General features: G+C 59.5%; 25 protein-coding genes. 20 read left to right on the top strand and 5 right to left on the bottom strand.

What is annotated here, in order from left to right; all coding sequences use genetic code 11:
• The first annotated feature begins 270 nt into the window (after positions 1 to 270).
• The 3 genes from secA to BM110_RS17740 all read left to right on the top strand — a co-directional run bounded on the left by secA (position 271) and on the right by BM110_RS17740 (position 5,305).
• Positions 271 to 3,006 (top strand): preprotein translocase subunit SecA, encoded by a 2,736-nt coding sequence (secA, locus tag BM110_RS17730; RefSeq protein ID WP_092246861.1) that lies wholly within the window; start codon positions 271 to 273, stop codon positions 3,004 to 3,006.
• A 123-nt stretch (positions 3,007 to 3,129) separates the two neighbouring features.
• Positions 3,130 to 4,347 (top strand): bifunctional glutamate N-acetyltransferase/amino-acid acetyltransferase ArgJ, encoded by a 1,218-nt coding sequence (gene argJ, locus BM110_RS17735; protein ID WP_071489380.1) that lies wholly within the window; start codon positions 3,130 to 3,132, stop codon positions 4,345 to 4,347.
• Positions 4,348 to 4,360: 13 nt separating this feature from the next.
• Positions 4,361 to 5,305: a Nudix family hydrolase gene (locus BM110_RS17740; protein WP_071489381.1), complete on the top strand. Its 945-nt coding sequence runs from the start codon at positions 4,361 to 4,363 to the stop codon at positions 5,303 to 5,305.
• Positions 5,306 to 5,432: 127 nt separating this feature from the next.
• On the opposite strand, the gene BM110_RS17745 is transcribed toward BM110_RS17740, so the two are convergent.
• Genes BM110_RS17745 through BM110_RS17755 form a run of 3 tightly spaced genes read right to left on the bottom strand, consistent with a single transcriptional unit; the run spans position 5,433 to position 9,014 of the window.
• On the bottom strand, positions 5,433 to 6,011 hold the full coding sequence (locus tag BM110_RS17745; RefSeq protein WP_071489382.1) for a cob(I)yrinic acid a,c-diamide adenosyltransferase: 579 nt from the start codon (positions 6,009 to 6,011) through the stop codon (positions 5,433 to 5,435).
• A gap of 2 nt (positions 6,012 to 6,013) precedes the next feature.
• Positions 6,014 to 8,050 (bottom strand): sensor histidine kinase, encoded by a 2,037-nt coding sequence (locus BM110_RS17750; protein WP_093513909.1) that lies wholly within the window; start codon positions 8,048 to 8,050, stop codon positions 6,014 to 6,016.
• 46 nt (positions 8,051 to 8,096) lie between these two features.
• Positions 8,097 to 9,014 carry a putative 2-dehydropantoate 2-reductase gene (locus BM110_RS17755; RefSeq protein ID WP_093513910.1) on the bottom strand — a complete coding sequence of 306 codons (918 nt, stop codon included), beginning with the start codon at positions 9,012 to 9,014 and terminating at the stop codon, positions 8,097 to 8,099.
• A gap of 123 nt (positions 9,015 to 9,137) precedes the next feature.
• On the opposite strand from BM110_RS17755, the gene BM110_RS17760 reads away from it, so the two are divergent.
• Both BM110_RS17760 and BM110_RS17765 read left to right on the top strand, forming a co-directional pair.
• Entirely contained in the window at positions 9,138 to 9,623 is a 486-nt protein-coding gene (locus BM110_RS17760) for a YajQ family cyclic di-GMP-binding protein (RefSeq protein ID WP_071489385.1), read from the top strand.
• Positions 9,624 to 9,758: 135 nt separating this feature from the next.
• The gene (locus BM110_RS17765; protein WP_071489386.1) at positions 9,759 to 10,601 is read left to right on the top strand and encodes a mechanosensitive ion channel family protein; all 843 of its coding nucleotides are present in this window, start codon (positions 9,759 to 9,761) and stop codon (positions 10,599 to 10,601) included.
• A 191-nt stretch (positions 10,602 to 10,792) separates the two neighbouring features.
• Here BM110_RS17765 and BM110_RS17770 read toward each other — a convergent pair whose 3' ends face one another.
• Positions 10,793 to 12,091, bottom strand: a complete 1,299-nt coding sequence (locus BM110_RS17770; RefSeq protein WP_071489387.1) for an OprD family porin — start codon at positions 12,089 to 12,091, stop codon at positions 10,793 to 10,795.
• A gap of 745 nt (positions 12,092 to 12,836) precedes the next feature.
• Between BM110_RS17770 and BM110_RS17775 the strand changes: the two genes are divergently transcribed.
• Entirely contained in the window at positions 12,837 to 13,262 is a 426-nt protein-coding gene (locus tag BM110_RS17775) for an HIT domain-containing protein (RefSeq protein ID WP_071489388.1), read from the top strand.
• Between the two features lie 3 nt (positions 13,263 to 13,265).
• Positions 13,266 to 13,472, top strand: a complete 207-nt coding sequence (locus BM110_RS17780) for a SlyX family protein (RefSeq protein ID WP_015885618.1) — start codon at positions 13,266 to 13,268, stop codon at positions 13,470 to 13,472.
• A gap of 67 nt (positions 13,473 to 13,539) precedes the next feature.
• On the opposite strand, the gene BM110_RS30025 is transcribed toward BM110_RS17780, so the two are convergent.
• On the bottom strand, positions 13,540 to 14,142 hold the full coding sequence (locus tag BM110_RS30025; protein ID WP_092246878.1) for a cold-shock protein: 603 nt from the start codon (positions 14,140 to 14,142) through the stop codon (positions 13,540 to 13,542).
• 414 nt (positions 14,143 to 14,556) lie between these two features.
• Between BM110_RS30025 and BM110_RS17790 the strand changes: the two genes are divergently transcribed.
• The 13 genes from BM110_RS17790 (at position 14,557) to tolB (ending at position 25,267) form a co-directional block, all read left to right on the top strand.
• Positions 14,557 to 15,030 carry a Dps family protein gene (locus BM110_RS17790; protein WP_071489389.1) on the top strand — a complete coding sequence of 158 codons (474 nt, stop codon included), beginning with the start codon at positions 14,557 to 14,559 and terminating at the stop codon, positions 15,028 to 15,030.
• Between the two features lie 180 nt (positions 15,031 to 15,210).
• Complete coding sequence (locus tag BM110_RS17795) at positions 15,211 to 15,555, top strand: ribbon-helix-helix domain-containing protein (protein ID WP_092246880.1); 345 nt, start codon at positions 15,211 to 15,213, stop codon at positions 15,553 to 15,555.
• 166 nt (positions 15,556 to 15,721) lie between these two features.
• The gene (locus tag BM110_RS17800; protein ID WP_003209804.1) at positions 15,722 to 15,943 is read left to right on the top strand and encodes an FmdB family zinc ribbon protein; all 222 of its coding nucleotides are present in this window, start codon (positions 15,722 to 15,724) and stop codon (positions 15,941 to 15,943) included.
• 107 nt (positions 15,944 to 16,050) lie between these two features.
• Positions 16,051 to 17,826 carry an aspartate--tRNA ligase gene (aspS, locus tag BM110_RS17805; protein WP_071489391.1) on the top strand — a complete coding sequence of 592 codons (1,776 nt, stop codon included), beginning with the start codon at positions 16,051 to 16,053 and terminating at the stop codon, positions 17,824 to 17,826.
• A gap of 136 nt (positions 17,827 to 17,962) precedes the next feature.
• The gene (locus tag BM110_RS17810) at positions 17,963 to 18,709 is read left to right on the top strand and encodes a YebC/PmpR family DNA-binding transcriptional regulator (RefSeq protein ID WP_093513911.1); all 747 of its coding nucleotides are present in this window, start codon (positions 17,963 to 17,965) and stop codon (positions 18,707 to 18,709) included.
• 157 nt (positions 18,710 to 18,866) lie between these two features.
• Positions 18,867 to 19,391: a crossover junction endodeoxyribonuclease RuvC gene (gene ruvC, locus BM110_RS17815; RefSeq protein WP_016975450.1), complete on the top strand. Its 525-nt coding sequence runs from the start codon at positions 18,867 to 18,869 to the stop codon at positions 19,389 to 19,391.
• 66 nt (positions 19,392 to 19,457) lie between these two features.
• A complete protein-coding gene (ruvA, locus tag BM110_RS17820) occupies positions 19,458 to 20,069 on the top strand; it encodes a Holliday junction branch migration protein RuvA (protein WP_003175802.1) in 612 nt (203 codons plus the stop codon).
• Complete coding sequence (gene ruvB, locus BM110_RS17825) at positions 20,070 to 21,128, top strand: Holliday junction branch migration DNA helicase RuvB (RefSeq protein WP_003193867.1); 1,059 nt, start codon at positions 20,070 to 20,072, stop codon at positions 21,126 to 21,128.
• A 139-nt stretch (positions 21,129 to 21,267) separates the two neighbouring features.
• Positions 21,268 to 21,723, top strand: coding sequence for a tol-pal system-associated acyl-CoA thioesterase (ybgC, locus tag BM110_RS17830; RefSeq protein WP_025854760.1), 456 nt, complete (start codon positions 21,268 to 21,270; stop codon positions 21,721 to 21,723).
• A 1-nt stretch (position 21,724) separates the two neighbouring features.
• Positions 21,725 to 22,420 (top strand): protein TolQ, encoded by a 696-nt coding sequence (gene tolQ / locus BM110_RS17835; protein ID WP_015885609.1) that lies wholly within the window; start codon positions 21,725 to 21,727, stop codon positions 22,418 to 22,420.
• Positions 22,421 to 22,443: 23 nt separating this feature from the next.
• Positions 22,444 to 22,896 (top strand): protein TolR, encoded by a 453-nt coding sequence (gene tolR / locus BM110_RS17840; RefSeq protein WP_161793227.1) that lies wholly within the window; start codon positions 22,444 to 22,446, stop codon positions 22,894 to 22,896.
• Positions 22,896 to 23,969 carry a cell envelope integrity protein TolA gene (gene tolA / locus BM110_RS17845; protein ID WP_034109149.1) on the top strand — a complete coding sequence of 358 codons (1,074 nt, stop codon included), beginning with the start codon at positions 22,896 to 22,898 and terminating at the stop codon, positions 23,967 to 23,969. The genes tolR and tolA overlap by 1 nt, the downstream gene beginning before the upstream one ends.
• A 17-nt stretch (positions 23,970 to 23,986) precedes the next feature.
• Complete coding sequence (gene tolB, locus BM110_RS17850; RefSeq protein ID WP_071489395.1) at positions 23,987 to 25,267, top strand: Tol-Pal system beta propeller repeat protein TolB; 1,281 nt, start codon at positions 23,987 to 23,989, stop codon at positions 25,265 to 25,267.
• The last annotated feature ends 12 nt before the right edge of the window (positions 25,268 to 25,279 follow it).

A 25,279-nucleotide genomic window follows, 5' to 3' on the forward strand; every position in this document is an offset into this window, starting at 1 on the left:
TAGCAGAAAGCCCCCGTACGCCCCAGGCGCTGCATCCATGGGTTTTGTTCGTGAAATCAATCGGTAACTTCTGCGCTCCATGGGTTGAAGTTCCGGTAAAAGCCCTTATTTTAAACAAGCCCTCTCACCGCCCCATGCCAGCATCGGGGAACAACGCCACTTTCCTCACCCACGATTCCGGGTAGAATGCGCGTTCGCATGCGGCCGTGAGGGCTGCTCGGGCCACTCACGGTGCGCCCTCCATCCCTATGTGTGGAAGAACCTGCCGATATGTTTGCGCCTTTGTTAAAGAAACTTTTTGGAAGCAAGAATGAGCGCGAAGTCAAACGCATGCTCAAGACGGTGCAGCTGGTCAATGCCTTCGAAGAGCAGATGGTTGCCCTTTCGGACGAGCAATTGCGCGCCAAGACCCAAGAGTTCAAGGCCCGCATAGCCAAAGGTGAAACCCTCGACAAGCTGCTTCCCGAAGCCTTTGCGGTCGCCCGTGAAGCCGGTAAGCGTGTCATGGGCATGCGCCACTTCGACGTCCAGTTGATCGGCGGCATGACCTTGCATGAAGGCATGATTGCCGAAATGCGCACCGGTGAAGGCAAGACCCTGGTGGCGACCCTGGGCGTTTACCTCAACGCATTGTCCGGCAAGGGCGTGCACGTGGTGACGGTGAACGACTACCTGGCTCGCCGCGATGCCAACTGGATGCGCCCGCTCTATGAATTCCTCGGCCTGACCGTCGGCGTGGTAACGCCGTTCCAGCCGCCGGAGGAGAAGCGCGCCGCCTATGCCGCCGACATCACCTACGGCACCAACAACGAATTCGGTTTCGACTACCTGCGCGACAACATGGCGTTCAGCATGGAAGAAAAATTCCAGCGCGAACTCAACTTTGCCGTGATCGACGAAGTCGACTCCATCCTCATCGACGAAGCCCGTACCCCGCTGATCATCTCCGGCCAGGCCGAAGACAGCTCGCGCCTGTACACCGAGATCAACAAGTTGATCCCGCGCCTGGAGCAGCACATCGAGGAAGTCGAAGGCGTGGTGACCAAAGAAGGCCACTTCACCATCGACGAGAAGACCCGCCAGGTCGAACTCAACGAAGCCGGTCACCAGTTCGTCGAAGAAATGCTGACCCAGATCGGCGAGCTGGCCGAGGGGGAAAGCCTGTACTCGGCGCACAACCTGGGCCTGTTGACCCACGTGTATGCCGGCCTGCGTGCCCACAAGCTGTTCCATCGCAATGTCGAGTACATCGTGCAGGACGGCCAGGTCGTGCTGGTCGACGAGCACACCGGCCGTACCATGCCGGGTCGCCGTCTGTCCGAAGGCCTGCACCAAGCCATCGAAGCGAAGGAACACCTCAACATCCAGGCTGAAAGCCAGACGTTGGCGTCCACCACCTTCCAGAACTACTTCCGTCTTTACAACAAACTGTCCGGCATGACCGGTACGGCCGACACCGAAGCGTTCGAATTCCACCAGATCTACGGTCTGTCGGTGGTGGTTATCCCGCCGAACAAGCCACTGGCGCGTAAGGACTACAACGACCTGGTGTTCCTGACCGCCGAAGAGAAGTACGCGGCGATCATCAATGACATCAAGGACGGCATGGCCAAGGGCCGTCCGATTCTGGTGGGTACCGCCACCATCGAGACTTCCGAGCATGTGTCCAACCTGCTCAACAAGGAAGGCATCGAGCACAAGGTCCTCAACGCCAAGTTCCACGAAAAAGAAGCCGAGATCATCGCCCAGGCCGGTCGTCCGGGCGCACTGACCATCGCCACCAACATGGCGGGTCGTGGTACCGACATCCTGTTGGGCGGCAACTGGGAAGTGGAAGTCGCGGCCCTGGACAACCCGAGCCCCGAGCAGATCGCCCAGATCAAGGCCGACTGGCAGAAGCGCCACCAGGCCGTGCTGGAATCCGGCGGCCTGCAGGTGATCGCTTCCGAGCGTCACGAATCGCGCCGTATCGACAACCAGCTGCGTGGCCGTGCCGGTCGCCAGGGTGACGCCGGTTCCAGCCGCTTCTACCTGTCCCTGGAAGACAGCCTGATGCGCATCTTCGCCTCGGACCGCGTGAAAAACTTCATGAAGGCCCTGGGCATGCAGTCCGGTGAAGCGATCGAGCACCGCATGGTGACCAACGCCATCGAGAAGGCGCAGCGCAAGGTTGAAGGCCGCAACTTCGATATTCGTAAGCAACTGCTCGAGTTCGATGACGTCAACAACGAACAGCGTAAAGTGATCTATCACATGCGTAACACGTTGCTGGCCGCCGACAACATTGGCGAGACCATCGCCGATTTCCGCCAGGACGTGCTCAACGCCACCGTCAGCGCGCACATCCCGCCACAATCCCTGCCTGAGCAGTGGGATGTTGCCGGCCTGGAAGCGGCGTTGAAGAGCGACTTCGGTGTCGACTTGCCGGTCCAGCAGTGGTTGGACGAAGACGACCATCTTTACGAAGAAACCCTGCGCGAAAAACTGATGGCCGAATTGCTGGCCGCGTACAATGAGAAAGAAGAGCAGGCGAGTGCCGAAGCACTGCGCACCTTCGAGAAGCAAATCGTTCTGCGCGTGCTGGACGACCTGTGGAAAGACCACCTGTCGACCATGGACCACCTGCGTCACGGCATTCACCTGCGCGGTTACGCCCAGAAGAACCCGAAGCAGGAGTACAAGCGCGAGTCGTACACGCTGTTCTCCGAACTGCTGGATTCGATCAAGCGCGATTCCATCCGTGTGCTCTCCCACGTTCAGGTGCGTCGCGAAGACCCGATCGAGGAAGAGGCCCGCCTGCGTCAGGAAGCCGAGGCACTGGCTGCGCGTATGCAGTTCCAGCACGACGAAGCACCGGGCCTGGAAGCTCCTGAGGTATTGGGCGAAGAGATCGATGTGGCCCTGGCTAAAAGCCCGGTGCGCAACGAACAGAAGCTGGGTCGCAACGAGCTGTGCTGGTGCGGCTCGGGCAAGAAGTTCAAACACTGCCACGGCCAGATCGAATAAGATTTCCGCCTGACGCTGCAACACCCTGCGCCGCGACCGGCTCCTGCCGTCGCGGCGTTTTGCCATTAATTTCACCGTCGCTCACGACGGCACAGACATCACCCATTTTTAAGGAGCGCATTCATGGCTGTTGGTCTTGGTCCTTTGCCCACGTTGCACCCGGTTGCCGGTTTTGAACTCGGTATCGCTTCGGCCGGCATCAAGCGCCCGGGGCGCAAGGATGTGGTCGTGATGCGTTGCGCCGAAGGCTCTACCGTTGCTGGTGTGTTCACCCTCAACGCGTTCTGCGCCGCGCCGGTGATCCTGGCCAAGCAACGCGTGGCCGGTACCATCCGCTACCTGCTGACCAACACCGGTAATGCCAACGCTGGCACCGGCGAGCCAGGTCTGGTAGCGGCGGCGCGTACCTGCGCCAAGCTGGCCCAACTGACCGGCGTGGACGCCAGCCAAGTGCTGCCGTATTCCACCGGCGTGATCGGTGAGCCATTGCCCGTCGAAAAAATCGAAGGTGCGCTGCAAGCCGCATTGGACGACCTTTCTGTGGATAACTGGGCGGCGGCCGCCACCGGCATCATGACCACCGACACCCTGCCAAAAGGCGCCAGCCGCCAGTTCGTGCACGACGGCGTGACCGTCACCGTGACCGGCATCAGCAAGGGCGCGGGCATGATCCGTCCAAACATGGCCACCATGCTCGGCTACATCGCCACCGACGCCAAAGTCTCCCGCGACGTGCTGCACAGCCTGATCCTGGACGGCGCCAACAAGTCATTCAACCGCATCACCATCGATGGCGACACTTCGACCAACGACTGCTGCATGCTGATCGCCACCGGCCAGGCCAACCTGCCGGAGATCACCGAGGCCAGCGGCCCGCTGTTCGCCGCGTTGAAGCAGGCGGTGTTTGAAGTGTGCATGGACGTGGCGCAGGCCATCGTGCGGGACGGCGAGGGCGCGACCAAGTTCGTGACGGTTGAAGTCAACGGCGGCGCTAACCACCAGGAATGCCTGGACGTGGGTTACACCGTGGCTCACTCGCCACTGATCAAGACCGCGCTGTTCGCCTCTGACCCGAACTGGGGCCGTATCCTGGCGGCCGTCGGCCGCGCCGGTGTGCCGGACCTGGACGTGAGCAAGATCGATGTGTTCCTGGGCGATGTGTGCATTGCCAGCCGTGGCGCCCGTGCTGAAACCTACACCGAAGCCCAGGGTTCGGCGGTCATGCAGCAGGAAGAAATCACCATCCGCATCGAGTTGGGTCGCGGCGAATGCAGCGAAACCATCTGGACCACTGACCTGTCCCACGAGTACGTGAAGATCAACGCGGAATACCGTACCTAAGAGGATAAGCGCGGTGAAACGAGTGCATGTAGCAGCAGCGGTGATCCGCGGTGTCGACGGCAAAATCCTGCTGGCGCGCCGCGCCGATACCCAGCATCAGGGCGGCCTCTGGGAGTTTCCCGGCGGCAAGGTGGAAGCCAATGAATCGGTAGCCGGCGCACTGTCCCGCGAATTGCAGGAAGAGCTGGGCATCCAGGTCACCACGGCGCGACCGCTGATCAAGGTGCAGCATGACTACCCGGACAAGCAGGTGTTACTGGATGTCTGGGAAGTCTCGGCTTTTACCGGTGAGCCCCATGGCGCCGAAGGGCAACCGCTGGAGTGGGTGGCGCCCCGGGATCTGCTCAACTACGAGTTCCCGGCGGCCAATGCACCGATCGTTGCGGCTGCGCGTTTACCTGCCGAGTACCTGATCACACCGGGCGAACTGGAAACCCCGACGTTACTGCGGGGTATTCAGAAAGCCATTGCTGGCGGCATCAAGCTGGTGCAACTGCGCGCGCCCAACGGCTACGACCCCAAATACCGCGACCTTGCGGTGGATGCGGTGGGCCTGTGTGCGGGCAAGGCCCAGTTGATGCTCAAGGGGCCGTTTGAGTGGCTGGGGGATTTTCCTGCGGCCGGTTGGCACATGACCTCGGCGCAATTGCGCAAATACGCCAGCAAGGGGCGCCCGTTGCCAAAGGATCGCTGGCTGGCTGCTTCCTGCCATAACGCCGAGGAATTGGCTCTGGCAGAAATGATGGACGTGGATTTTGTCACGCTGTCGCCGGTGCAACCGACCCAGACCCATCCTGATGCGCAGCCGTTGGGTTGGGAGCAGGCCGCAGAGCTGATCCGTGGGTTCAGCAAACCGGTGTTTCTGTTGGGCGGGGTTGGACCCGCCGAGCGGGAGAAGGCTTGGGAGGCTGGGGCCCAAGGTGTAGCAGGGATTCGCGCGTTCTGGCCTGAGATTTGAGGCTGTTCTGACCGGCCTTATCGGGGAGGCAAGCCCCCTCCCACATTCGACCGAGTTCTACCGTTGGAATGCGGTCAAATGTGGGAGTGGGCTTGCTTGCGAAGGCGTCAGATCAGGCGCTGGATAATCAGTGGGGTTTAGCGGCAGCCTGCCATAAAACCTCGGCCACGCCCTGGCGCCTTGCAATCACCCGCGCCGCCACAAACAGCAAATCCGACAACCGATTGATATACGCCAACCCCACCCCTTCCAACGGCTCGATCGCATTCAACTGCTGACACCGCCGCTCCGCACTGCGCGCCAGGCTGCGGCACATATGGGCCTGGGCGATCAACGCCGAGCCTCCGGGCAGGATGAAGTTCTCCAGCGGTCCCACTTCTTCATTCCAGCGGTCAATCGCCGCCTCCAGCCGGTCCACTTCCGCCGCATTCAACGCCTTGTACACCGGCATCGCCAACTCGCCCCCCAAGTCGAACAAGCGATGCTGGCAAGGCGTAAGCACCTCGATCACATCCTTCAGTTCCGGATGTTTGCCACTCTGTTCTTCCAGGCTGGCCAGTAACAAGCCCAACTGGCTGTTCAACGTATCAACCTCGCCAATGGCCTCCACCCGTGGGTGATCCTTGGGCACGCGGCGGCCGTCGCCCAGGCCGGTTTCGCCCTTGTCGCCGGTGCGGGTGTAGATTTTCGACAGGCGAAAGCCCATGTTCATTGCTCCAGTTGGGTGAGTTCGTAAGGCGGCAGTTGGCTGCCGGCCAGGGGTAAGCGCAAGGTAAAGCAGGTGCCCTGACCGAGGGTGGAGTGCACTTCCATCTGACCTTTGTGGTTGTTGGTGATGATGAAATATGACACCGACAGCCCAAGCCCGGTGCCCTGGCCGATTTCCTTGGTGGTGAAGAACGGCTCGAAAGTGCGTTTGCGCACGTTTTCGCTCATGCCGATGCCGTTGTCTTCTACCTGGATCTCTGCCCACGGCGGGTTGAGGCGGGTACGCAGGATGATGCGCCCCGGTTCGCTGTCGTCTTCACGCAGGTGGATGGCCTGGGCCGCGTTTTTCAGCAGGTTGAGCAGGACCTGTTCGAGTTCGTTGGCGGTGCCGGGGACCGGACCCAGTTGGGGATCGAACTGGCGGATGATCGCCTGGCCCTTGAAGTCAAAGCCGATGGCCAGGTCGAAATCGTTGCCGGCGATCTCCACCGCCTGGTCGATCAATGCCGGCAAGTCGCAAGGCGCCATCTGCCGGTTGCTGCGGCGACTGAAACTGAGCATATGGGTGACGATCTTCGCCGCCCGCGCCCCGGCCTGCTGGATGCCGTCGAGCAACTGCGGCACTTCGCGGCTTTGCAGGTAGCGGTTGACGGTCTCCAGCTCGATACCCACCTGTTCCGCGTGTTCCAGGTTCTTCGGCAAGTCGGGGGACAAGCGGCGGCGGATGTTCTGCACGTTATGCAGGATCGCGCCCAGCGGGTTGTTGATCTCGTGGGCCATGCCGGCGGCCAGGCCGCCGACGGAAAGCATTTTCTCCGACTGCACCATCATTTCTTCCAGGGACAGGCGCTGGGTGATGTCATCGATGCGGATCACCACGCCACGCCCGGCACCGCCCATCAGCGGGTAAAACGTGAGGGCATAGTGCTTGGCTTCGTCGTCCTTGAACCAGGTGACGCGTTCGATGCGCTCCACCGTGTGTTGCTCGACCGCCGCCCTGATCTGCGGCAAGTAAGGCTTGAGCGGCTGGAAGGCCAGGTAGATCGGCTGATTCAGGGCTTCATCCAGGCGCGTGCCGGAGAGGGCGCTGGCTTCCTGGTTCCATTGGGTGACGTAGAGCTGTTCATCCAGGGCGATCAAGGCCGAGGGCATCGAGTCGATGATGCTGTTCAGGTAATTCTGGAAACCGGTGAGCTTTTTCTCGATCTTGCTGCGGACCTGGACTTCCAGCTCCAGCTTGCGGTTGGTGTGGCGCGTCTCCTCGGCCAAGCCTTGGGCCTGGTCGTACGCCGCCTGGGAGTCGTCCCGTGCACGCTTGAGCTGCTGCTCTCGGGCTTCGATGCGCGACAGCATGGTGTTGAAGGCTTCGGCCAGGCTGCCGATTTCATCGCGGTTACCGCGACCGGCACGCAGGGCGTAGTTCTCTTCGCGGGTGACCTGGCGCGACAGTTCTTCCAGCTCGTGGATCGGCCGGGTGATCAGGCGTTTGATCTGGCGGGCGATGACCAGCCACAACAGTACGCTGAAAATCAGGATGCCCAGGCTGGCTGTCAGCGTGCCGGTGTAGAACGCCACTGGCAGCTCGCTGCTGGCCACCAGCAGCAAATGCCCGGACGGTTGGCCGGCGCGAGGCAGGGTGATGACTTGATTGCTGCGAAACTCGGTGACACGCCAGGCCTCGATATGCCGGTAGTTATCGGGAAGGTGCAGGCGGTCGCCGTGTTGCATCTGCGCTAAACGGTTGCCTTCGCCGTCGTACAGGGCGGCGGCGCGCAACGGCGAATAGCTGGTCAGTTCATTGAGCAATGCGTCGGCCTTGGCCGGCGATTCGAGGGCCTCGGCGGCGAGCGCCGGGTTGGACACCAGGCGGCCGATGGCCTGCAAGGCCTGGGGCGCCATGCTTTCCTGGGAAATCCAGTAGGCGGCGCTGATAAAGGTCAGGTTGGCCACCAGCAGTACGGTGGTCAACAGCACCAGCAAGGCGGCCAGCAGTTTCTGCCCGACCGGTAGGTTTTCAAGACGCTGGCGCAGCGGCATCAGGGTTTTCCCAGGTGATAGACAGGCGGGCAGGGTAGCGCGTGGTTCAGTCGCGGGGCAATCCGCGTGCAAGCAACTGCTCGACCAGGCGCACTTTTAGCTGTTGAAGGTGCGGCAGGTTCAGTTGGTGGCGGGCGGCCGCCTGGCAAGCATAGCCCAATAGGTAGCTGATTTCGGTGCGGCGGCCGGCGGCCACGTCCTGGTACATGGAGGAGTAGTTCGCGGCGGTGGCCTGGATCACCCGTTTCACCTCGTGTTGCAGGTCCAGCGCGGCGTCGGGCTGGCCGCAGCATTCCAGCAGTTCGCTGAGTTCGGCGCACAGGGTGGCGACTTCGCACTGGTGGGCCTGTAGCTCGCCATTGCGGCACTGATACAGCACGGTCAGCGGGTTGATGGCGCAATTGAGCGCCAGCTTGCGCCAGAGCCGCGTGAGGATGTCGGTGCTCCAATCGTGGGGGATGCCGGCGGCGTGCAAGTCGTCGAGCCACAGCGGCGGGGTAGGGTGGCCCGCATCGCCCAGCCAGGTGTAGCCATGGCCGGCGAACACCACGCGCCAGTCGCCATCGCGAAACGCGCCTTCGGTGCTGGAGGCGAAGATGCAGCGGGCCTGGGGCAGTTGCGCGGCGACGGCATCCTGGCTGCCCAGGCCGTTCTGTAACAGGATCAGTTCGGCGTCCAGTGCAAGGCGGTGTTGCAACTGTGCGACGGCGGCTTGAGCGTCGTAGGCTTTGCATGCCACCAGCAGGCGATGAATCGGCCCCGGACTGTCAGCTGTTTCGCCGATCACCGGGTAGGTGTGTTCTACACCTTGTTCCACCAGGGTCAGCCCCTTGGCTGCCTGATAACTGGCCAAGCGCGCTTCATCGCGCAGGATCAACCGTACGGGCACGCCAGCGCGCGCCAGGCGAGTGGCCCAAAGGGTGCCCAGGCTGCCGGCGCCGAGAATATGCCAGGTGGTCGACATCAGTTTTTGCTCCGTAGGGTCGCCCGCAGCGAACGGGACGAAAGAACCGCTATAATGCCCCGGCATTTTAGCTTGGGCGCGCTCCATCTCTACTGAGCCCGCCCCTTATATTGGAGATATGACATGCCTTCGTTCGACGTGGTATCCGAACTGGACAAACACGAAGTCACCAACGCCGTCGAGAACGCCGTCAAGGAGCTGGATCGCCGCTATGACTTGAAAGGCAAGGGCAGCTTCGAATTCAAGGAAAAAGAGCTGACCGTCAACCTGACCGCTGAAGCCGATTTCCAGCTGGAAGCGATGATCGAGATCCTCAAGCTGTCGCTGGTCAAGCGCAAGATCGATGTGCAGTGCCTTGAAGTAAAGGACGCCTACGCCTCCGGCAAATTGATGAAGCAGGAAGCCGTGCTCAAGGAAGGCATCGACAAGGAGCTGGCGAAGAAGATCGTCGCCCACATCAAGGACGCCAAGCTGAAAGTCCAGGCCGCGATCCAGGGTGAACAGGTACGCGTTACCGGCAAGAAGCGTGACGACCTGCAAGAAGCCATCGCGGCCCTGCGCGCCAAGACCTTCGACATGCCGCTGCAGTTCAATAACTTCCGCGACTGATTGCACATTGGGGAACCTGTGGGCGTTTTTGACGTCCCACGCCCCACAACCTGCGCCTACTATTGAGCCCTCCTGGGCTCAATTGCATTTATGGCCACTCGATACGCCGAACATCCGGTAACCAGGAGAATGTAGATGGATTTCAATGCTGAAGTGGATCACCTGATCAAGACCTCAGAGTCGTGGCTGCCGATGATCATGGAATACGGCAGCCGGTTTTTGCTGGCGGTGGTCACCCTGGCCATCGGTTGGTGGCTGATCAATGTGTTGACCCACCGCGTGGGACGTTTGCTGGCAATGCGCAATGCCGACCTGGCCCTGCAACACTTCATTACCAGCCTGGCGAACATTGCGCTCAAAGTCATGCTGGTGGTCAACGTGGCCTCGATGATCGGCGTGGCAACCACCTCGTTCGTAGCCGCGATTGGTGCCGCCACCCTGGCTATCGGCCTGGCCTTGCAAGGCAGCCTGGCGAACTTTGCCGGCGGCGTGCTGATTCTGCTGTTCCGCCCGTTCCGCATTGGTGACTGGATCGAAGCCCAGGGCACCTCGGGTACCGTCGACAGCATCCAGATCTTCCACACCGTGCTGCGCACCGGCGACAACAAGACCGTGATCATCCCTAACGGCAGCCTGTCCAACGGCCTGATCACCAACACCAACCGCCAGCCGACCCGCAAGGTGGTGTTTGATGTGGGTGTGGACTATGAAGCCGACCTGCAGAAAGCCCGTGAAGTGCTGCTGGAGCTGGCGAAGGATCCGCGCGTACTGGCCGATCCGGCCGCCGTGGCGGTGGTTTCGACTTTGGGCGACAGTTCGATCACCGTTTCCCTGCGTTGCTGGACCAAGACAGCGGATTATTGGGATGTGATGTTCATGTTGAATGAACTGGCGCGTGACCGTTTGAAAGCGGCGGGAATTGATATTCCATTTCCGCAGCGGGTTATTCGTGTGATGCAGGAAAGTGTTACGAAGTAACTAAGGACAATGGCGTTGAACTTGGCCAAAAGGTCAGGTTCAAGGTCGACGGGTTAATCTCGTTAGTTAGCTTGCTAGTTATTTTTCGATTGAAATTAAACGGCAATAAAAAAGCCGCCTCCTTGTCTGCAAGGGGGCGGCTTTTTATTTAAGGCCGAAGCCCTAAGCCATCGTTGTAATCAAACGGTCAATTACAAGATGTTCAGCGGGTAGTTCGCGATCAGACGCAGTTCGTCGATCGAAGGCGAACCGTAGTAAACGCCATCACCCGAACGATAGGTGGCTTGACGCAGACGCAGGCTCAGGTCCTTGGCGGGACCACTTTGGATCACGTACTTGGCTTCGATATCGCGTTCCCACTCTTTACCGTTGGAGGTTGTGGCGGTTTGAGCGCCGCTACCGGTTACGTAACGAGTCATGAAGCTCAGACCAGGAATGCCGAAGGTCGCCATGTTGATGTCATAACGCGCCTGATAGGACTTCTCGCCTTCGGCGTTGAAGTCGGAACGGGCAATGGAGTTGGCCAGGAATACAGAGCCGCCGCCATCTACGCCGTAGCCGTAGTCGCCATCACCGGTGACTTTCTGTGCTGCCAGGGTGAAGGTGTGAGCGCCAATGGTGTACGCACCCTGCAAGCTGAATGCACGGTTATCGAGCTTGACGGAGTTGTCGTAGTAAGCGCGTTGCTTGCCTTCGCCGTCGCTTTTGGTGTCGTAGATGTTGAAGTCCAGTGCGAAGGACTGATCGTTGCTCAGCGCGTGGGTCCAGTTAAGGTTGCTGTACCACTTGCGGAAGTAATCTTCGGTTTTTGCGTAGTACAGGCTGCCAGTGACCTCTGGGGTGAAAGAGTAGACGGCACCGGCAAAGTCGGTTTTCGTCAGGCCCAGGCTGTCACGGAAGGTCTGGTTCTGTGCGACGCTGGAGGTGAAGTGACCGCCTTCCAGTTTCAGGCCCTTGATCTCGTTGCTGGTGATCGAGATGCCCTGTGGCAGCTCAGGCAGCAAACGGCTGTCGTCGGAGGCGAATACTGGGGCTGTGGTGTACTGATCACCCACTTTCAGCACAGTATCGGAGATACGGAATTTAACCGCGCCGCCGCCTTTGGAGTAATCGTCTTGCGAGCGACCGTCTGCACCGGTGGGGAACAGACCGGTACCGGCGCGACCCTTTCCGCTGTCGAGCTTGACGCCCAGCAGGCCGATCACGTCAACACCAACACCGATGGTGCCTTGGGTGAAGCCCGATTGGTACAGGGCGTTGAAGCCCAGGCCAGTCTCTTCGGCACGACTTTTGTTCTTGCCGTTGACTTGCTCGTAGCCACGCAGTGGTTCGTTGCGGAAGTCGCGGCTGAAGTACAGAGCGCGAGTATTGATGCTGAAAGTGCTGTCTTCAACAAAGCCTTTGGAATCGTCCTGGGCGGACGCCATTGCGAACTGCGAGGTGCCTGCTGAAACAGCCAGGGCGATCATGCTCCACTTCATCACGCGCATCGTGATTTGCTCCTTTGGTTTTAGGAAGAGTACTGCCGTCCCACCTGTATTTTTATCTGGGCGGCTCTTTCTTTTATGTGTCGGCGCAAAGTTATATCACGCAGACTCTATTGACGATACTTACCCATCTATCCTTTCAGCTTCTTTACGAGGCTGTCGTAAATTGCTAGCTCCATGTCGCAAATCCACAGTCCTGTTGTAACCGGACTGACAACTTCAATACTGTTTCCAAACCCTTTTCAAAGTTTGAACGCTTCCTTGATACGCATTGAAACGCTGCTGTTCTTTATCGCGAAACACCTGCTTCCAATCGGGTGTCGTTGCCGACGATGCAGGTGTCAATGCAACAAGCGTGCACAAAGCGGTAACCGAATGTCATTTTTTCGTGAAAACCGTTCCGGCCCTGTAAAAACCGCATAAGCACGGGCTTTTTACGCCGTTTGGTTTGGGCTTGACGCGGCTGTGTTACCCCTGTTCGGTGGTACATAAAACCTGTGCGACGGAAAAACGTTACCGGTTCACCCTCATGAGTGGGTACTTGGCGGATCCCTTTGAGGCACAAGTGGGTCATTTTGGTGCGTCCCGGTGAGGCCCGGTTTAGCGTAGCTCAAATATTCGACCGCCTCGAAAGAGTGCATATTTTTTCATCACTGGCGCCGGCGCTTTCCTGCATTCGTCGTGAAGCCGTGCGCATTCGAAGGTATGCTGGGCGCCTGAACCTGACTTGCCGAACGGAGTGCCCGCGGTGTTCGCCCTAGATCAACGCCTGCAACAAGACACACTGGTCATCGGGGACTTCCCGCTGTGCCGCCTGCTGCTGTCCAATGACTCAAACTATCCGTGGTTCATCCTGGTGCCACGCATCAACGCTATCAGCGAAGTGTTTCAACTGGATGTCGCCGACCAGCAGCGTTTGTGGCAAGAGACGACTGCCCTGGCCCAGTTGTTGAATGAAGGCTTGGCCGCCGACAAGATGAACATCGGCGCCCTGGGCAATGTGGTCAGCCAATTGCACGTGCATGTGATCGTGCGCAAGCGCGACGATGCTGCCTGGCCGGCGCCGGTATGGGGCAAGCATCCGGCGCAGCCTTACACCGATGAGCAAGTCGCTGCCATCCGCGCCCGTCTGCGCGAGCTGTTGCCTGCTGACTTCATTTTCAACCAGGGCTGAATCATGGACCTGCAAGACCGCGTCACCGACCTGGAAAGCCGCCTGGCCTTTCAGGACGACACCATCGAGACCCTCAATGACATCCTCGTCACGCAGCAGCGTGCTGTAGAGCGCCTGCAATTGCAGATGACCGCGCTGCTCAAGCGCCAGGAAGAAATGGGCGGCCAGTTCGAAACCTCCGAAGAAGAAGCGCCGCCTCCTCACTATTGATAGCCACGCATAAAAAAACCGCGACCCAGCCAGGCTGGATCGCGGTTTTTTGCTGCGAACGCAGGTATCAGCGGCGCGGCAGTGCAGCGATCACGTCTTCGGCCTGCAGGCCTTTGTCGCGATTCATCACGGAGAACTCCACGCGCTGGCCTTCCACCAGGACGCGATGGCCTTCGCCGCGAATGGCCCGGAAGTGGACGAAGATATCGTCGCCCGAATCACGGGAAATAAAGCCGAAGCCTTTGGATGTGTTGAACCACTTGACGGTACCGGTATCCCGATTGGTCATGTCGTAGGTTTGCGACGAGGCCGCAGGGGACGAACGGTAGAAGCTGATGGCCAGGTGAAGAACGATGGCGACCACAGCGATCACCAGGCTGAGCAGGATGGCCGGGTGGCCGCCGACTTCAGGCATGGGTGCCAGGAGGGTGAGGGTTTGTACGACAACGGTCAGTACCAGCAGCGCGCTGACCAGGTTTTGCAGTTGATGACGCGTGCCTTTGTTCCAGTAAGGGATCACCGGTGCCAGCGTCAGGTTAAGAAGGCCGAACATGGCCAGGTACAGAGCGTCGTGTTGTTCCAGATACGGCAGGCTTTCAGGCTGCAGGCTCGGGATAAAGGACAGCAGCAAAGCTGCAACGCCCGTTAGCAGGTGGACGATTTTCAACATTTTGATTAACTCACGTTAAGACGGATCACAAGGAAGAGCTGACTGGCACGGTTCGCTTCTGAACAATGGGAGGCGTTGGGCACGTGCGCGGGGTATCAGCCTATGCCGCTGCCGCAGAAAGTAACGGCGGCGACACGCTGTCTATTTAACAGCAAAGGCTGTGCCTACTCAAATCAAGCATTTCGGGGTATTGCAAGGGCGATGGCATTTCTGCAGCAAACGCTTGTCCTAGACACGTGCAGGTTTTTCAAACGGCCAGCAGAGAAATTTCCTACTTGCCTCAAAGGCTTGGGTTGCTCCGGTCGGCAGGGCGCACCGGGGCGAATTGCCGCGCCGGGCTGCGCATCACCGGCACTCTTGCTAGAGTGGTCCTGCACCTGATCAATGAATGCTTGTCAATTGAAGGGGATAAACATGGCAATCGATATCGGTATCAGTGAAGAAGATCGTAAATCCATCGTCGACGGGCTTTCGCGACTGCTTTCCGATACCTATGTTCTGTATCTGAAAACCCACAACTTCCATTGGAACGTCACGGGCCCCATGTTCCGCACGCTGCACTTGATGTTCGAAGAGCAGTACAACGAACTGGCCCTGGCCGTGGACTCCATTGCCGAGCGTATCCGTGCCCTGGGGTTTGCTGCGCCGGGTGCCTACTCCATCTATGCCCGTCTTTCTTCCATCAAGGAAGAAGAGGGCGTGCCCAGTGCCGAAGAGATGATCAAGCAGTTGGTGGCTGGCCAGGAAGCGGTCACCCGCACCGCGCGCGGTATCTTCCCGCTGCTCGACAAGGTCAGCGATGAGCCGACGGCCGACCTGCTGACCCAGCGTATGCAGGTGCATGAGAAAACCGCGTGGATGCTGCGGTCCCTGCTTGAAAATCAGTAAACGCTGACCTTGAGTGGCGCCGCCCTGGCGCCGCTCGCTTGTTTCCGCGCATTTCCTGGCGTTGTCCTACGTCGATCAACTCCGCGTCTTCTGGCTGCCTGCCGCTCCCTGCTGTTTTTATAGGGCATTGCCCAATGGGACGACCCATGGGCGGTTGTTTGGCAATGGAGTGTCAGGTGTATGTCACGCGGAGTCGGTAATGGAGTGATGGAAACCGGTGGTTTCCATAAGATAAAGATCGACCCTTTTGCAAAAGGGTTCGATATGGGGCTGGCCAAGCCGCTGTCCCGGTCGGTGAGGCTCAATGGTTTTTCCACGTGCCTGCGGCTGGAGCAGATCTATTGGAATATCCTCACGGAAATCGCCAGGATCAATGCCTGTTCAGTCAGTGCGTTGCTGTCTTATGTCGATCGGGAAGTACACTTGCGTTATGGCGGTGTGAAGAACTTCAGTGGGTTGGTCAGGGTGGTGTGCGTGGTTCATGTCCTCAAAGGGCGTTTTGACCCTGCGTGCTCACCGGGATAGCCACCGGGCTTCGGGGCCGGCCCTCCATCATGGCGGGCAGGGCCCTGGGCAGAATGCCGGCTGCGCTGCCTCGATTTACCAGATATAATCCCGCGCTTTGCTACGCATGCTGCGGACCCGTAGGGCAGGCGTGGCGCAGTAACGTTCTGATCGCCGAGACATCGCCATGCCCATGTACGACTACCAATGTGCTTCCTGCGGTCATCAGCTGGAAGCCATTCAGAAGATCAGCGCAGCGCCGTTGGTCGATTGCCCAGCCTGCCAGGCGCCTGAGCTCAAGAAGATGTTGTCCATGCCGGGCTTCCGCTTGAGCGGCAACGGCTGGTACGAGACCGACTTCAAGACCGGCTCGAAGAAGAACCTGGCCGGCGGCGACAAAGCAGACTGAGTTGAACTCTACGCGCAGGCTCCTGCATTATCCGTCCCCTGCTTTAATGTACGGTGACGAGGCAGGCCTCCACCGAATTTCGAATTACGAGAAGTGAAACCACTACCATGATGCGCAGCCACTATTGCGGCCAACTGAACGAGACCCTGGAAGGTCAGGAAATCACCCTTTGCGGATGGGTTCACCGTCGCCGCGACCACGGCGGGGTGATCTTCCTCGATATCCGTGATCGTGATGGTCTGGCCCAGGTGGTGTTCGACCCGGATCGCGCCGAAAGCTTCGCCGCCGCCGACCGCGTGCGCAGCGAATACGTCGTGAAGATCACCGGCAAGGTTCGCCTGCGTCCGGCGGGTGCCGTGAACAAGAACATGGCGTCCGGCGGCATCGAAGTGCTGGGCTATGAGCTGGAAGTACTGAACGAGTCGGAAACCCCGCCGTTCCCACTCAACGAATACTCTGACGTGGGCGAAGAAACCCGCCTGCGCTATCGCTTCCTGGACCTGCGTCGTCCGGAAATGGCCGAGAAGCTGCGTCTGCGTTCGCGCATGACCACCAGCATCCGTCGTTTCCTCGACGAAAACGGCTTCCTCGATGTCGAAACCCCGATCCTGACCCGGGCCACCCCGGAAGGCGCGCGTGACTACCTGGTGCCTAGCCGCACCCACGCCGGTTCCTTCTTCGCCCTGCCGCAATCGCCTCAGCTGTTCAAGCAACTGCTGATGGTCGCCGGCTTCGACCGCTACTACCAGATCGCCAAGTGCTTCCGCGACGAAGACCTGCGCGCTGACCGCCAGCCTGAATTCACCCAGATCGACATCGAGACCAGCTTCCTCGATGAAAAAGAGATCATGGGCCTGACCGAACAGATGATCCGCAACCTGTTCAAGGAAGTGCTGGGCCTGGAATTCGGCGACTTCCCGCACATGACCTTCGAAGAGGCCATGCGCCGCTACGGTTCCGACAAGCCAGATCTGCGTAACCCGCTGGAACTGGTGGACGTGGCCGACCAACTCAAAGAAGTCGACTTCAAGGTGTTCAGCGGCCCGGCCAACGACCCTAAATGCCGCATCGCCGCCCTGCGCGTGCCTGGCGGCGCGAGCATGCCGCGCAAGCAGATCGACGACTACACCAAGTTCGTTGGCATCTACGGTGCCAAGGGCCTGGCGTATATCAAGGTCAACGAGCGCGCCAATGGCGTTGACGGCCTGCAATCGCCGATCGTGAAGAACATTCCGCTGGACAACCTGAACGCGATCCTCGATCGCGTCGGCGCAGTCGACGGCGATATCGTGTTCTTCGGCGCCGACAAGGCCAAGATCGTCAGCGAAGCCTTGGGCGCGCTGCGCATCAAGCTGGGTCACGACTTGAACCTGCTGACCTGCGAATGGGCCCCGATGTGGGTCGTTGACTTCCCGATGTTCGAAGAAAACGACGACGGTAGCTTCAGCGCCTTGCACCACCCGTTCACCGCGCCGAAATGCTCGCCGGCCGAACTGGAAGCCAACCCGGCTGGCGCGCTGTCCCGCGCGTATGACATGGTATTGAACGGTACCGAGCTGGGTGGCGGTTCGATCCGTATCCATCGCAAGGAAATGCAGCAAGCGGTGTTCCGCCTGTTGGGCATCAACGAAGCGGAACAGGAAGAGAAGTTCGGCTTCCTGCTCGACGCCCTGAAATACGGTGCGCCGCCCCATGGTGGCCTGGCGTTCGGCCTGGATCGCCTGGTGATGCTGATGACCGGCGCCCAGTCGATCCGTGAAGTGATCGCCTTCCCGAAAACCCAGAGCGCTGCGGACGTCATGACCCAGGCGCCAGGTGTGGTGGATGCCAAGGCATTGCGCGAGCTGCACATCCGTCTGCGCGAGACGCCGAAGGCTGAGTAAGGCTGCTGCGTGAAAGCGCACTGAGGTTTACGCAGTCAAAAAAGGCGCATCTTCGGATGCGCCTTTGCGTTACAAGGGTTGCATTCCGCCTGGGGCGGAATTGATAAGGTTTCTAGAGAATTTTTGGAGTTGTGTTATGGCTGGCCATTCCAAGTGGGCGAACATCAAGCACCGCAAAGAGCGTCAGGATGCCAAGAAAGGCAAGATTTTCACTAAATGGATCCGCGAGCTGACTGTCGCGGCCCGCCAGGGTGGGGGTGATCCAGGCTCCAACCCGCGTCTGCGCTTGGCGCTGGACAAGGCCCTTGGCGCGAACATGAGTCGCGACATCATCGACCGCGCCGTGGCCCGCGGTGCCGGCGCTGCCGATACCGACGACATGGTCGAGCTGAGCTACGAAGGCTATGGCCCGGGTGGCGTGGCCGTGATGGTCGAGTGCATGACCGACAACCGCAACCGTACTGCCGCCGCTGTGCGTCATGCATTCAGCAAATGTGGTGGCAACCTCGGCACTGACGGTTCGGTGGCCTACCTGTTCGAGCGCAAGGGGCAGATTACCTTCGCGCCGGGCACCGATGAAGATGCGCTGATGGAAGCGGCGATGGAGGCGGATGCCGACGACGTGGTGACCAACGAAGACGGTTCCATCGACGTGTTCACTTCGTTCGCCAGCTTCTATGCGGTGCGCAATGCCCTGGAAGCGGCCGGTTTCAAAGGTACCGACGCGGAAATCGTGATGCTGCCGACCACCAGCTCCGAGCTGGACCTGGACGGTGCGCAGAAAGTGCTGAAGATGCTGGATATGCTCGAAGACCTGGATGATGTGCAGAACGTGTATTCCAACGCCGACATCCCTGAGTCTGTAGCCGAACAGCTAGGCTGAAGGACGATGTAGATCAAAAAGTGGGAGGGGGCTTGCCCCCGATGACAGTGTGTCAGTTACGTATAAATCGACTGATTCACCGCTATCGGGGGCAAGCCCCCTCCCACATAGGGTCTTCTCTGTGTCAAAAAATGTGCTTACCCAACCCGCAGGCGTTATGACTTTAATCCTAGGTATCGACCCCGGTTCGCGCATCACCGGTTTTGGCGTGGTGCAACAGACCCCGCGTGGCTGCGTGTACGTGGCTTCGGGCTGCATCCGCACCGGCGCGGGCGAGTTGGCCGAGCGCCTGCAGATCGTTTATCGCGGCGTGCGTGAGGTGATCCAGACCTACGGGCCGGTGACCATGGGTATCGAAAAGGTGTTCATGGCAAAGAATGCCGACTCCGCGTTGAAGCTTGGCCAGGCCCGTGGCGCCGCCATCGTTGCCGGCGCCGAGGAGGGCATGGAAATCGCCGAGTACACCGCCACCCAGGTCAAACAGGCCGTGGTCGGCACCGGCGCGGCGAACAAAGAGCAGGTGCAGATGATGGTCATGCATATGCTCAAGCTCACTTCAAAACCGCAGATCGACGCCTCGGACGCCCTGGCTATTGCCATTTGCCATGCGCACACTCGCTCAAGCTTACTGCCTCACGGCCTGGGCACGGCACGCAGTCGTGGCGGGCGCCTGCGTCTCTGATAGCATCAGCGCAATCGTTATTTCCGGTCGGGCCCTGCTCTGACCCTAGCTTTAAGGATCTGAACCGTGATTGGACGCTTGCGCGGCACTCTGGCTGAGAAACAGCCGCCACACCTGATTCTGGATGTAAATGGGTTGGGGTATGAGCTGGAAGTGCCCATGACCACCTTGTATCGCCTCCCGTCGGTCGGTGAGCCGATTACGCTGCATACTCACTTGGTGGTACGTGAAGATGCGCAATTGCTCTATGGTTTCATTGGCAAGCGTGACCGTGACTTCTTCCGTGAGCTCATCCGCCTGAATGGCGTAGGGCCGAAACTGGCCCTGGCGTTGATGTCGAGCCTGGAAGTGGATGAGCTGGTGCGTGCCGTTTCGGCCCAGGACACCTCGGCGCTGACCAAGGTGCCAGGCGTCGGCAAGAAGACCGCCGAGCGCCTGCTGGTGGAACTCAAGGACCGCTTCAAGGCCTGGGAGGTCGTACCGAGCATGTTCGCCCTTGTACCGAACCAGCCGGACATGCCGGCCGGCCAGGTGGCGAGCGCCGAAAGCGATGCGGTCAGTGCGCTGATTTCCCTGGGTTACAAACCCCAGGAAGCCAGCAAGGCCGTATCGGCCATCAAGGACAAGAACCTGAGCAGTGAAGACATGATCCGCCGCGCCCTGAAGGGAATGATTTAAGTGATTGAAGCTGATCGTCTGATTGCAGCCACCGGCCCGCGTGACCGTGAAGAGGTCCAGGACCGCGCCATCCGCCCCCTGAGCCTGGCCGAATACATTGGCCAGCCCACCGTGCGCGAGCAGATGGAATTGTTCATCCAGGCTGCGCGTGGGCGCAGTGAGTCCCTGGACCACACGCTGATCTTCGGCCCACCGGGCCTGGGCAAGACCACCCTGGCCAACATCATTGCCCAGGAAATGGGCGTATCGATCAAGTCCACCTCCGGCCCGGTGCTGGAACGTCCGGGTGACCTGGCGGCGTTGCTGACCAACCTTGAACCGCACGATGTGCTGTTTATCGACGAGATCCATCGGTTATCCCCGATCGTCGAAGAAGTGTTGTACCCGGCCATGGAAGACTTCCAGCTCGACATCATGATCGGCGAAGGCCCGGCCGCCCGCTCGATCAAGCTCGACCTGCCGCCGTTCACGCTGGTCGGCGCTACAACCCGCGCAGGGATGCTGACCAACCCACTGCGAGACCGTTTCGGCATTGTTCAACGTCTAGAGTTCTATAGCACGGCTGATCTGGCGACCATTGTCAGCCGTTCGGCGAGCATTCTCGGCTTGCCGCTGGACCCGGAAGGCGCGTTTGAAATCGCCCGTCGGGCCCGCGGCACGCCGCGGATCGCCAACCGCCTGCTGCGACGCGTGCGAGACTTTGCCGAGGTGCGGGCCAAGGGGCACATCACCAAGGCCGTGGCCGACCTGGCCTTGAACCTGCTGGACGTGGATGAGCACGGCTTCGATCACCAGGATCGACGTCTGCTCCTGACCATGATCGAGAAGTTCGACGGTGGCCCGGTGGGCGTCGACAGCCTGGCGGCGGCCATCAGTGAAGAGCGCCACACCATTGAGGATGTGTTGGAACCGTACCTGATCCAGCAGGGCTACATCATGCGCACGCCAAGGGGCAGGGTGGTGACGCGTCACGCCTATCTGCACTTTGGGTTAAACATTCCGTCACGATTGGGCGAGATGCCCGTAGTAGACGAATTCCTCGATGCAGTGGACGATTAAAAACCTATAGCCAGTCGATTTATCCGAGGTTTGTGCTGTCCTAGTGGCTGGTGTCGTCATTCAGTCGTTAGAAATGTTTCAGACAATGAAAAAACAGTTGCCCAGCCGGATTGGCAACCTGAGGAGTAAGCACTAGAGTATGCGCGCGCAAAACGGGGATCAGTCGTTCGCACATCGCTGTCGCGTTTATTACGAGGACACCGATGCCGGCGGCATCGTGTATTACGTCAACTACCTCAAGTTCATGGAGCGGGCTCGAACCGAGCGGCTACGGGAGCTGGGCTTTGCCCAATCCGAGCTGGCAGGGGAGGACCTGTTATTCGTCGTGCACTCCAGCGAGGCGCGGTATCACGCGCCGGCGCGGCTGGACGACGAATTGTTGGTCAGCGCTGAAGTAATCGAATTGAACCGTGTCAGCCTGCGTTTCAAGCAGCAGGTCAGGCGGGCAACGGATGCAACGCTGCTCTGTGAGGGGCAGTTCCTGGTGGCCTGTGTGCGCACCAATAGCTTGAAACCCCGGGCCATTCCCGAAGCTCTACGTGCGGCCTTTGCTGACGTAAGCGGCGCGGGTAAACAATCAAAGCAGGAGATTTAGCGTGGAACCTACCGTCGTCGACCATTCCTCCATGTGGAGCCTGGTCAGCAATGCCAGTGTTGTGGTTCAACTGGTCATGCTGACCCTGGTAGCCGCATCGGTTACCTCTTGGGTCATGATTTTTCAGCGCAGCAACCTGCTGCGTGCCGGTCGACGTGCCCTGGAGAGCTTTGAAGAGCGCTTCTGGTCGGGTATCGACCTGTCCAAGCTGTACCGCCAGGCCGGCAGCAACCCGGACCCGGACTCGGGCGTCGAGCAGATCTTCCGCGCCGGCTTCAAGGAATTCTCCCGTCTGCGCCAGCAGCCAGGCGTTGACCCGGAAGCGGTGATGGAAGGTGTGGCCCGTGCCATGCGCGTGGCCATTTCCCGCGAAGAAGAAAAGCTTGAGCAAAGCCTGCCGTTCCTCGCCACCGTCGGCTCCGTGAGCCCGTACATCGGTCTGTTCGGTACCGTGTGGGGGATCATGAACTCCTTCCGTGGCCTGGCTCAGGCCCAGCAAGCGACCCTGGCCACCGTGGCACCGGGTATCGCCGAGGCCCTGATTGCCACCGCGATCGGCCTGTTTGCCGCTATCCCCGCAGTAATCGCCTACAACCGCTTCGCTGCTACCAGCGAAACGTTGATCGGTCGTTACTACACCTTCGCCGACGAGTTCCAGGCGATCCTGCACCGTAAAGTGCACACCAGCGAAGAATAAGCAGGTAATTCCCAATGGCTTTAATCGCTCGAGCTCGCAAAAAGCGCAAGCCGGTCGCCGAGATGAACGTAGTGCCTTACATCGACGTGATGCTGGTGCTGCTGGTTATCTTCATGGTGACCGCGCCGATGCTCAACCAGGGCGTGAAGGTTGATTTGCCCAAGGTTTCCAGTGAAGCCTTGCCGCAAGACAACAACACTCAAGTCCTGACCATTTCGATCAAGGCTGACAAGACCTATTACTGGAACCTTGGCAGCGAAGTCGACACGCAGAAGCAGCAAGACAAGGCGCTCACCTTGCCTGCGATGACCGATGCAGTGACCAAGATCATTCGCTCCGGCAACGAAGGCGGCAAGCACACCCAGGTGTTCATCCGTGGCGACAAATCGGTCGACTACGGCTCCGTCATGGGCGCCATGGGCGGGCTGCAGAAGGCCGGCGTGGGTAACGTTGGCTTGATTACCGAGGCGCCCTGATGCAGCAACAGCGAGAGCCGTCCGCCTCGGAAAGCTACTTCTGGCCTAGCGTCTGGGCGATTGCGCTGCATGTCCTGGTGTTTGGCATGCTGTTCGTCAGCTTCGCCATGACCCCGGACCTGCCGCCAGCCAAGCCGATCGTGCAGGCGACCCTGTATCAGCTGAAGTCGAAAAGCCAGGCCACCACCCAGACCAATCAGAAGATTGCGGGTGAAGCCCAGAAGTCGGCTGCGCGCCAGACTGAAGTCGAACAGATGGAACAGAAGAAGGTCGAGCAGGAAGCGGTGAAGGCGGCTGCGGAACAAAAGAAAGAAGAGGCGGCTCAAAAGGCCGAGGAATCGAAAAAGGCTGACGAAGCCAAGAAGGCTGACGAGGCGAAAAAGGCTGATGAAGCCAAGAAAGCCGAGAAAGCTGCCGAAGCGAAAAAGGCCGAAGAGAAACAATTGGCTGATATAGCCAAGAAGAAATCTGAAGAAGAAGCCAAGAAGGCTGCCGAAGAAGAGGCCAAGAAAAAGGCCGCTGAAGACGCCAAGAAGAAAATAGTCGAAGACGCGAAGAAAAAAGCCGCCGAAGACGCCAAGAAAAAAGCTGAAGCAGACGAGGCGAAGAAAAAAGTCGCCGACGACGCGAAGAAGAAAGCTGCCGCCGACGCCCAGAAGAAAAAGGCCCAGGAAGCAGCGCGCAAATCCGCCGAAGAGAAGAAGGCCCAGGCCTTGGCAGATTTGCTCTCCGACACGCCGCAGCGTCAGCAAGCCTTGGCCGATGAACGTGGTGATGAAGTCGCGGGCAGTTTCGACGATCTGATTCGGGCACGGGCAGCGGAAGGCTGGACACGTCCACCTTCGGCGCGCAAAGGCATGACAGTAGTGCTGCAGATCGGCATGTTGCCGGACGGTACGGTGACTTCGGTCAGCGTGGCCAAGTCCAGTGGTGACGGTTCGTTCGACAGTTCGGCGGTTGCCGCAGTCAAGAACATTGGCCGGTTGACCGAGATGCAGGGAATGAAACCAAGCGACTTCGCTCCCTATCGTTCATTCAAGATGACATTCACACCTGAGGATCTAGCCTTGTGAGAAACCTTCTTCGAGGAATGCTTGTCGTTATTTGCTGTATGGCAGGGATAGCGGCGGCGGATGAAAAGAACATCCTGGTTACCAGCGGTAGTGATCGGGCCACTCCGATCGCAGTAGTACCGTTCGGCTGGCAGGGCGGCAGCGTACTGCCGGACGACATGGCCCAGATCGTCAGTGATGACCTGCGCAACTCCGGCTATTACGCACCGATTCCGAAAGGCAACATGATCAGCCAGCCTACCCAGGCCAGCGAAGTCATTTTCCGTGACTGGAAAGCAGTGGGCGCGCAGTACCTGATGGTCGGCAATATCACGCCGGCCGGTGGTCGTCTGCAAATCACCTACGCCTTGTTCAACGTGGCGACAGAGCAGCAGGTCTTGACCGGCAGCGTCTCGGGTACGGCCGAGCAGATCCGCGACATGGCCCACTACATCTCGGACCAGTCGTTCGAAAAACTCACCGGTATCAAGGGGGCTTTCTCGACGCGTCTTCTGTATGTAACGGCTGAGCGTTTCTCCGTAGACAACACTCGTTACACCTTGCAGCGTTCGGACTACGACGGTGCTCGCGCTGTGACCTTGCTGCAATCCCGTGAGCCAATCCTGTCGCCGCGTTTCGCGCCGGACGGCAAGCGTATTGCCTACGTGTCTTTCGAGCAGAAGCGTCCGCGTATCTTCGTCCAGCACATTGATACTGGCCGTCGTGAGCAGATCACCAACTTCGAAGGCCTCAACGGTGCGCCGGCTTGGTCACCGGATGGTTCGCGCCTGGCGTTCGTGCTGTCCAAGGACGGCAACCCGGACATCTACGTGATGAACATGGCTTCACGCCAGATCACTCGCGCAACCAGCGGCCCAGGTATCAATACCGAACCGTTCTGGGGCAAGGATGGTTCGACCATCTACTTCACCTCTGACCGTGGCGGCAAGCCACAGGTCTATAAGGCGAATGTGAATGGTGGTGGTGCAGAGCGCGTTACTTTTATCGGTAACTACAACGCCAACCCTAAACTTTCGGCTGATGAAAAGACGTTGGTGATGATTCATCGTCAGGATGGTTTCACTAATTTCCGGGTTGCGGCCCAGGATTTGCAGCGCGGAACCGTAAAAATCCTTACAGATACCAACCTTGATGAGTCAGCCACTGTTGCGCCCAACGGCACCATGGTAATCTACGCCACCCGCCAGCAGGGCCGGGGAGTCTTGATGCTCGTGTCCATTAATGGACGCGTAAGGCTCCCGCTTCCTACCGCACAAGGCGAAGTCAGAGAACCATCCTGGTCCCCTTACCTGAACTGACGCGGCGCTACA

It is taken from the genome of Pseudomonas sp. NFPP28 (assembly GCF_900115535.1).
Lineage (GTDB): Bacteria > Pseudomonadota > Gammaproteobacteria > Pseudomonadales > Pseudomonadaceae > Aquipseudomonas > Aquipseudomonas extremorientalis.

Excerpts from the sequence above, each read along its gene's own strand:
- secA (WP_092246861.1), top strand. The coding sequence starts at position 271 with ATGTTTGCGCCTTTGTTAAAGAAACTTTTTGGAAGCAAGAATGAGCGC.
- argJ (WP_071489380.1), top strand. The coding sequence starts at position 3,130 with ATGGCTGTTGGTCTTGGTCCTTTGCCCACGTTGCACCCGGTTGCCGGT.
- BM110_RS17745 (WP_071489382.1), bottom strand. The coding sequence starts at position 6,011 with ATGGGCTTTCGCCTGTCGAAAATCTACACCCGCACCGGCGACAAGGGC.
- BM110_RS17750 (WP_093513909.1), bottom strand. The coding sequence starts at position 8,050 with ATGCCGCTGCGCCAGCGTCTTGAAAACCTACCGGTCGGGCAGAAACTG.
- BM110_RS17755 (WP_093513910.1), bottom strand. The coding sequence starts at position 9,014 with ATGTCGACCACCTGGCATATTCTCGGCGCCGGCAGCCTGGGCACCCTT.
- BM110_RS17760 (WP_071489385.1), top strand. The coding sequence starts at position 9,138 with ATGCCTTCGTTCGACGTGGTATCCGAACTGGACAAACACGAAGTCACC.
- BM110_RS17765 (WP_071489386.1), top strand. The coding sequence starts at position 9,759 with ATGGATTTCAATGCTGAAGTGGATCACCTGATCAAGACCTCAGAGTCG.
- BM110_RS17770 (WP_071489387.1), bottom strand. The coding sequence starts at position 12,091 with ATGCGCGTGATGAAGTGGAGCATGATCGCCCTGGCTGTTTCAGCAGGC.
- BM110_RS17780 (WP_015885618.1), top strand. The coding sequence starts at position 13,266 with ATGGACCTGCAAGACCGCGTCACCGACCTGGAAAGCCGCCTGGCCTTT.
- BM110_RS30025 (WP_092246878.1), bottom strand. The coding sequence starts at position 14,142 with ATGTTGAAAATCGTCCACCTGCTAACGGGCGTTGCAGCTTTGCTGCTG.
- BM110_RS17790 (WP_071489389.1), top strand. The coding sequence starts at position 14,557 with ATGGCAATCGATATCGGTATCAGTGAAGAAGATCGTAAATCCATCGTC.
- BM110_RS17795 (WP_092246880.1), top strand. The coding sequence starts at position 15,211 with ATGTCACGCGGAGTCGGTAATGGAGTGATGGAAACCGGTGGTTTCCAT.
- BM110_RS17800 (WP_003209804.1), top strand. The coding sequence starts at position 15,722 with ATGCCCATGTACGACTACCAATGTGCTTCCTGCGGTCATCAGCTGGAA.
- aspS (WP_071489391.1), top strand. The coding sequence starts at position 16,051 with ATGATGCGCAGCCACTATTGCGGCCAACTGAACGAGACCCTGGAAGGT.
- BM110_RS17810 (WP_093513911.1), top strand. The coding sequence starts at position 17,963 with ATGGCTGGCCATTCCAAGTGGGCGAACATCAAGCACCGCAAAGAGCGT.
- ruvC (WP_016975450.1), top strand. The coding sequence starts at position 18,867 with ATGACTTTAATCCTAGGTATCGACCCCGGTTCGCGCATCACCGGTTTT.
- ybgC (WP_025854760.1), top strand. The coding sequence starts at position 21,268 with ATGCGCGCGCAAAACGGGGATCAGTCGTTCGCACATCGCTGTCGCGTT.
- tolA (WP_034109149.1), top strand. The coding sequence starts at position 22,896 with ATGCAGCAACAGCGAGAGCCGTCCGCCTCGGAAAGCTACTTCTGGCCT.
- tolB (WP_071489395.1), top strand. The coding sequence starts at position 23,987 with ATGCTTGTCGTTATTTGCTGTATGGCAGGGATAGCGGCGGCGGATGAA.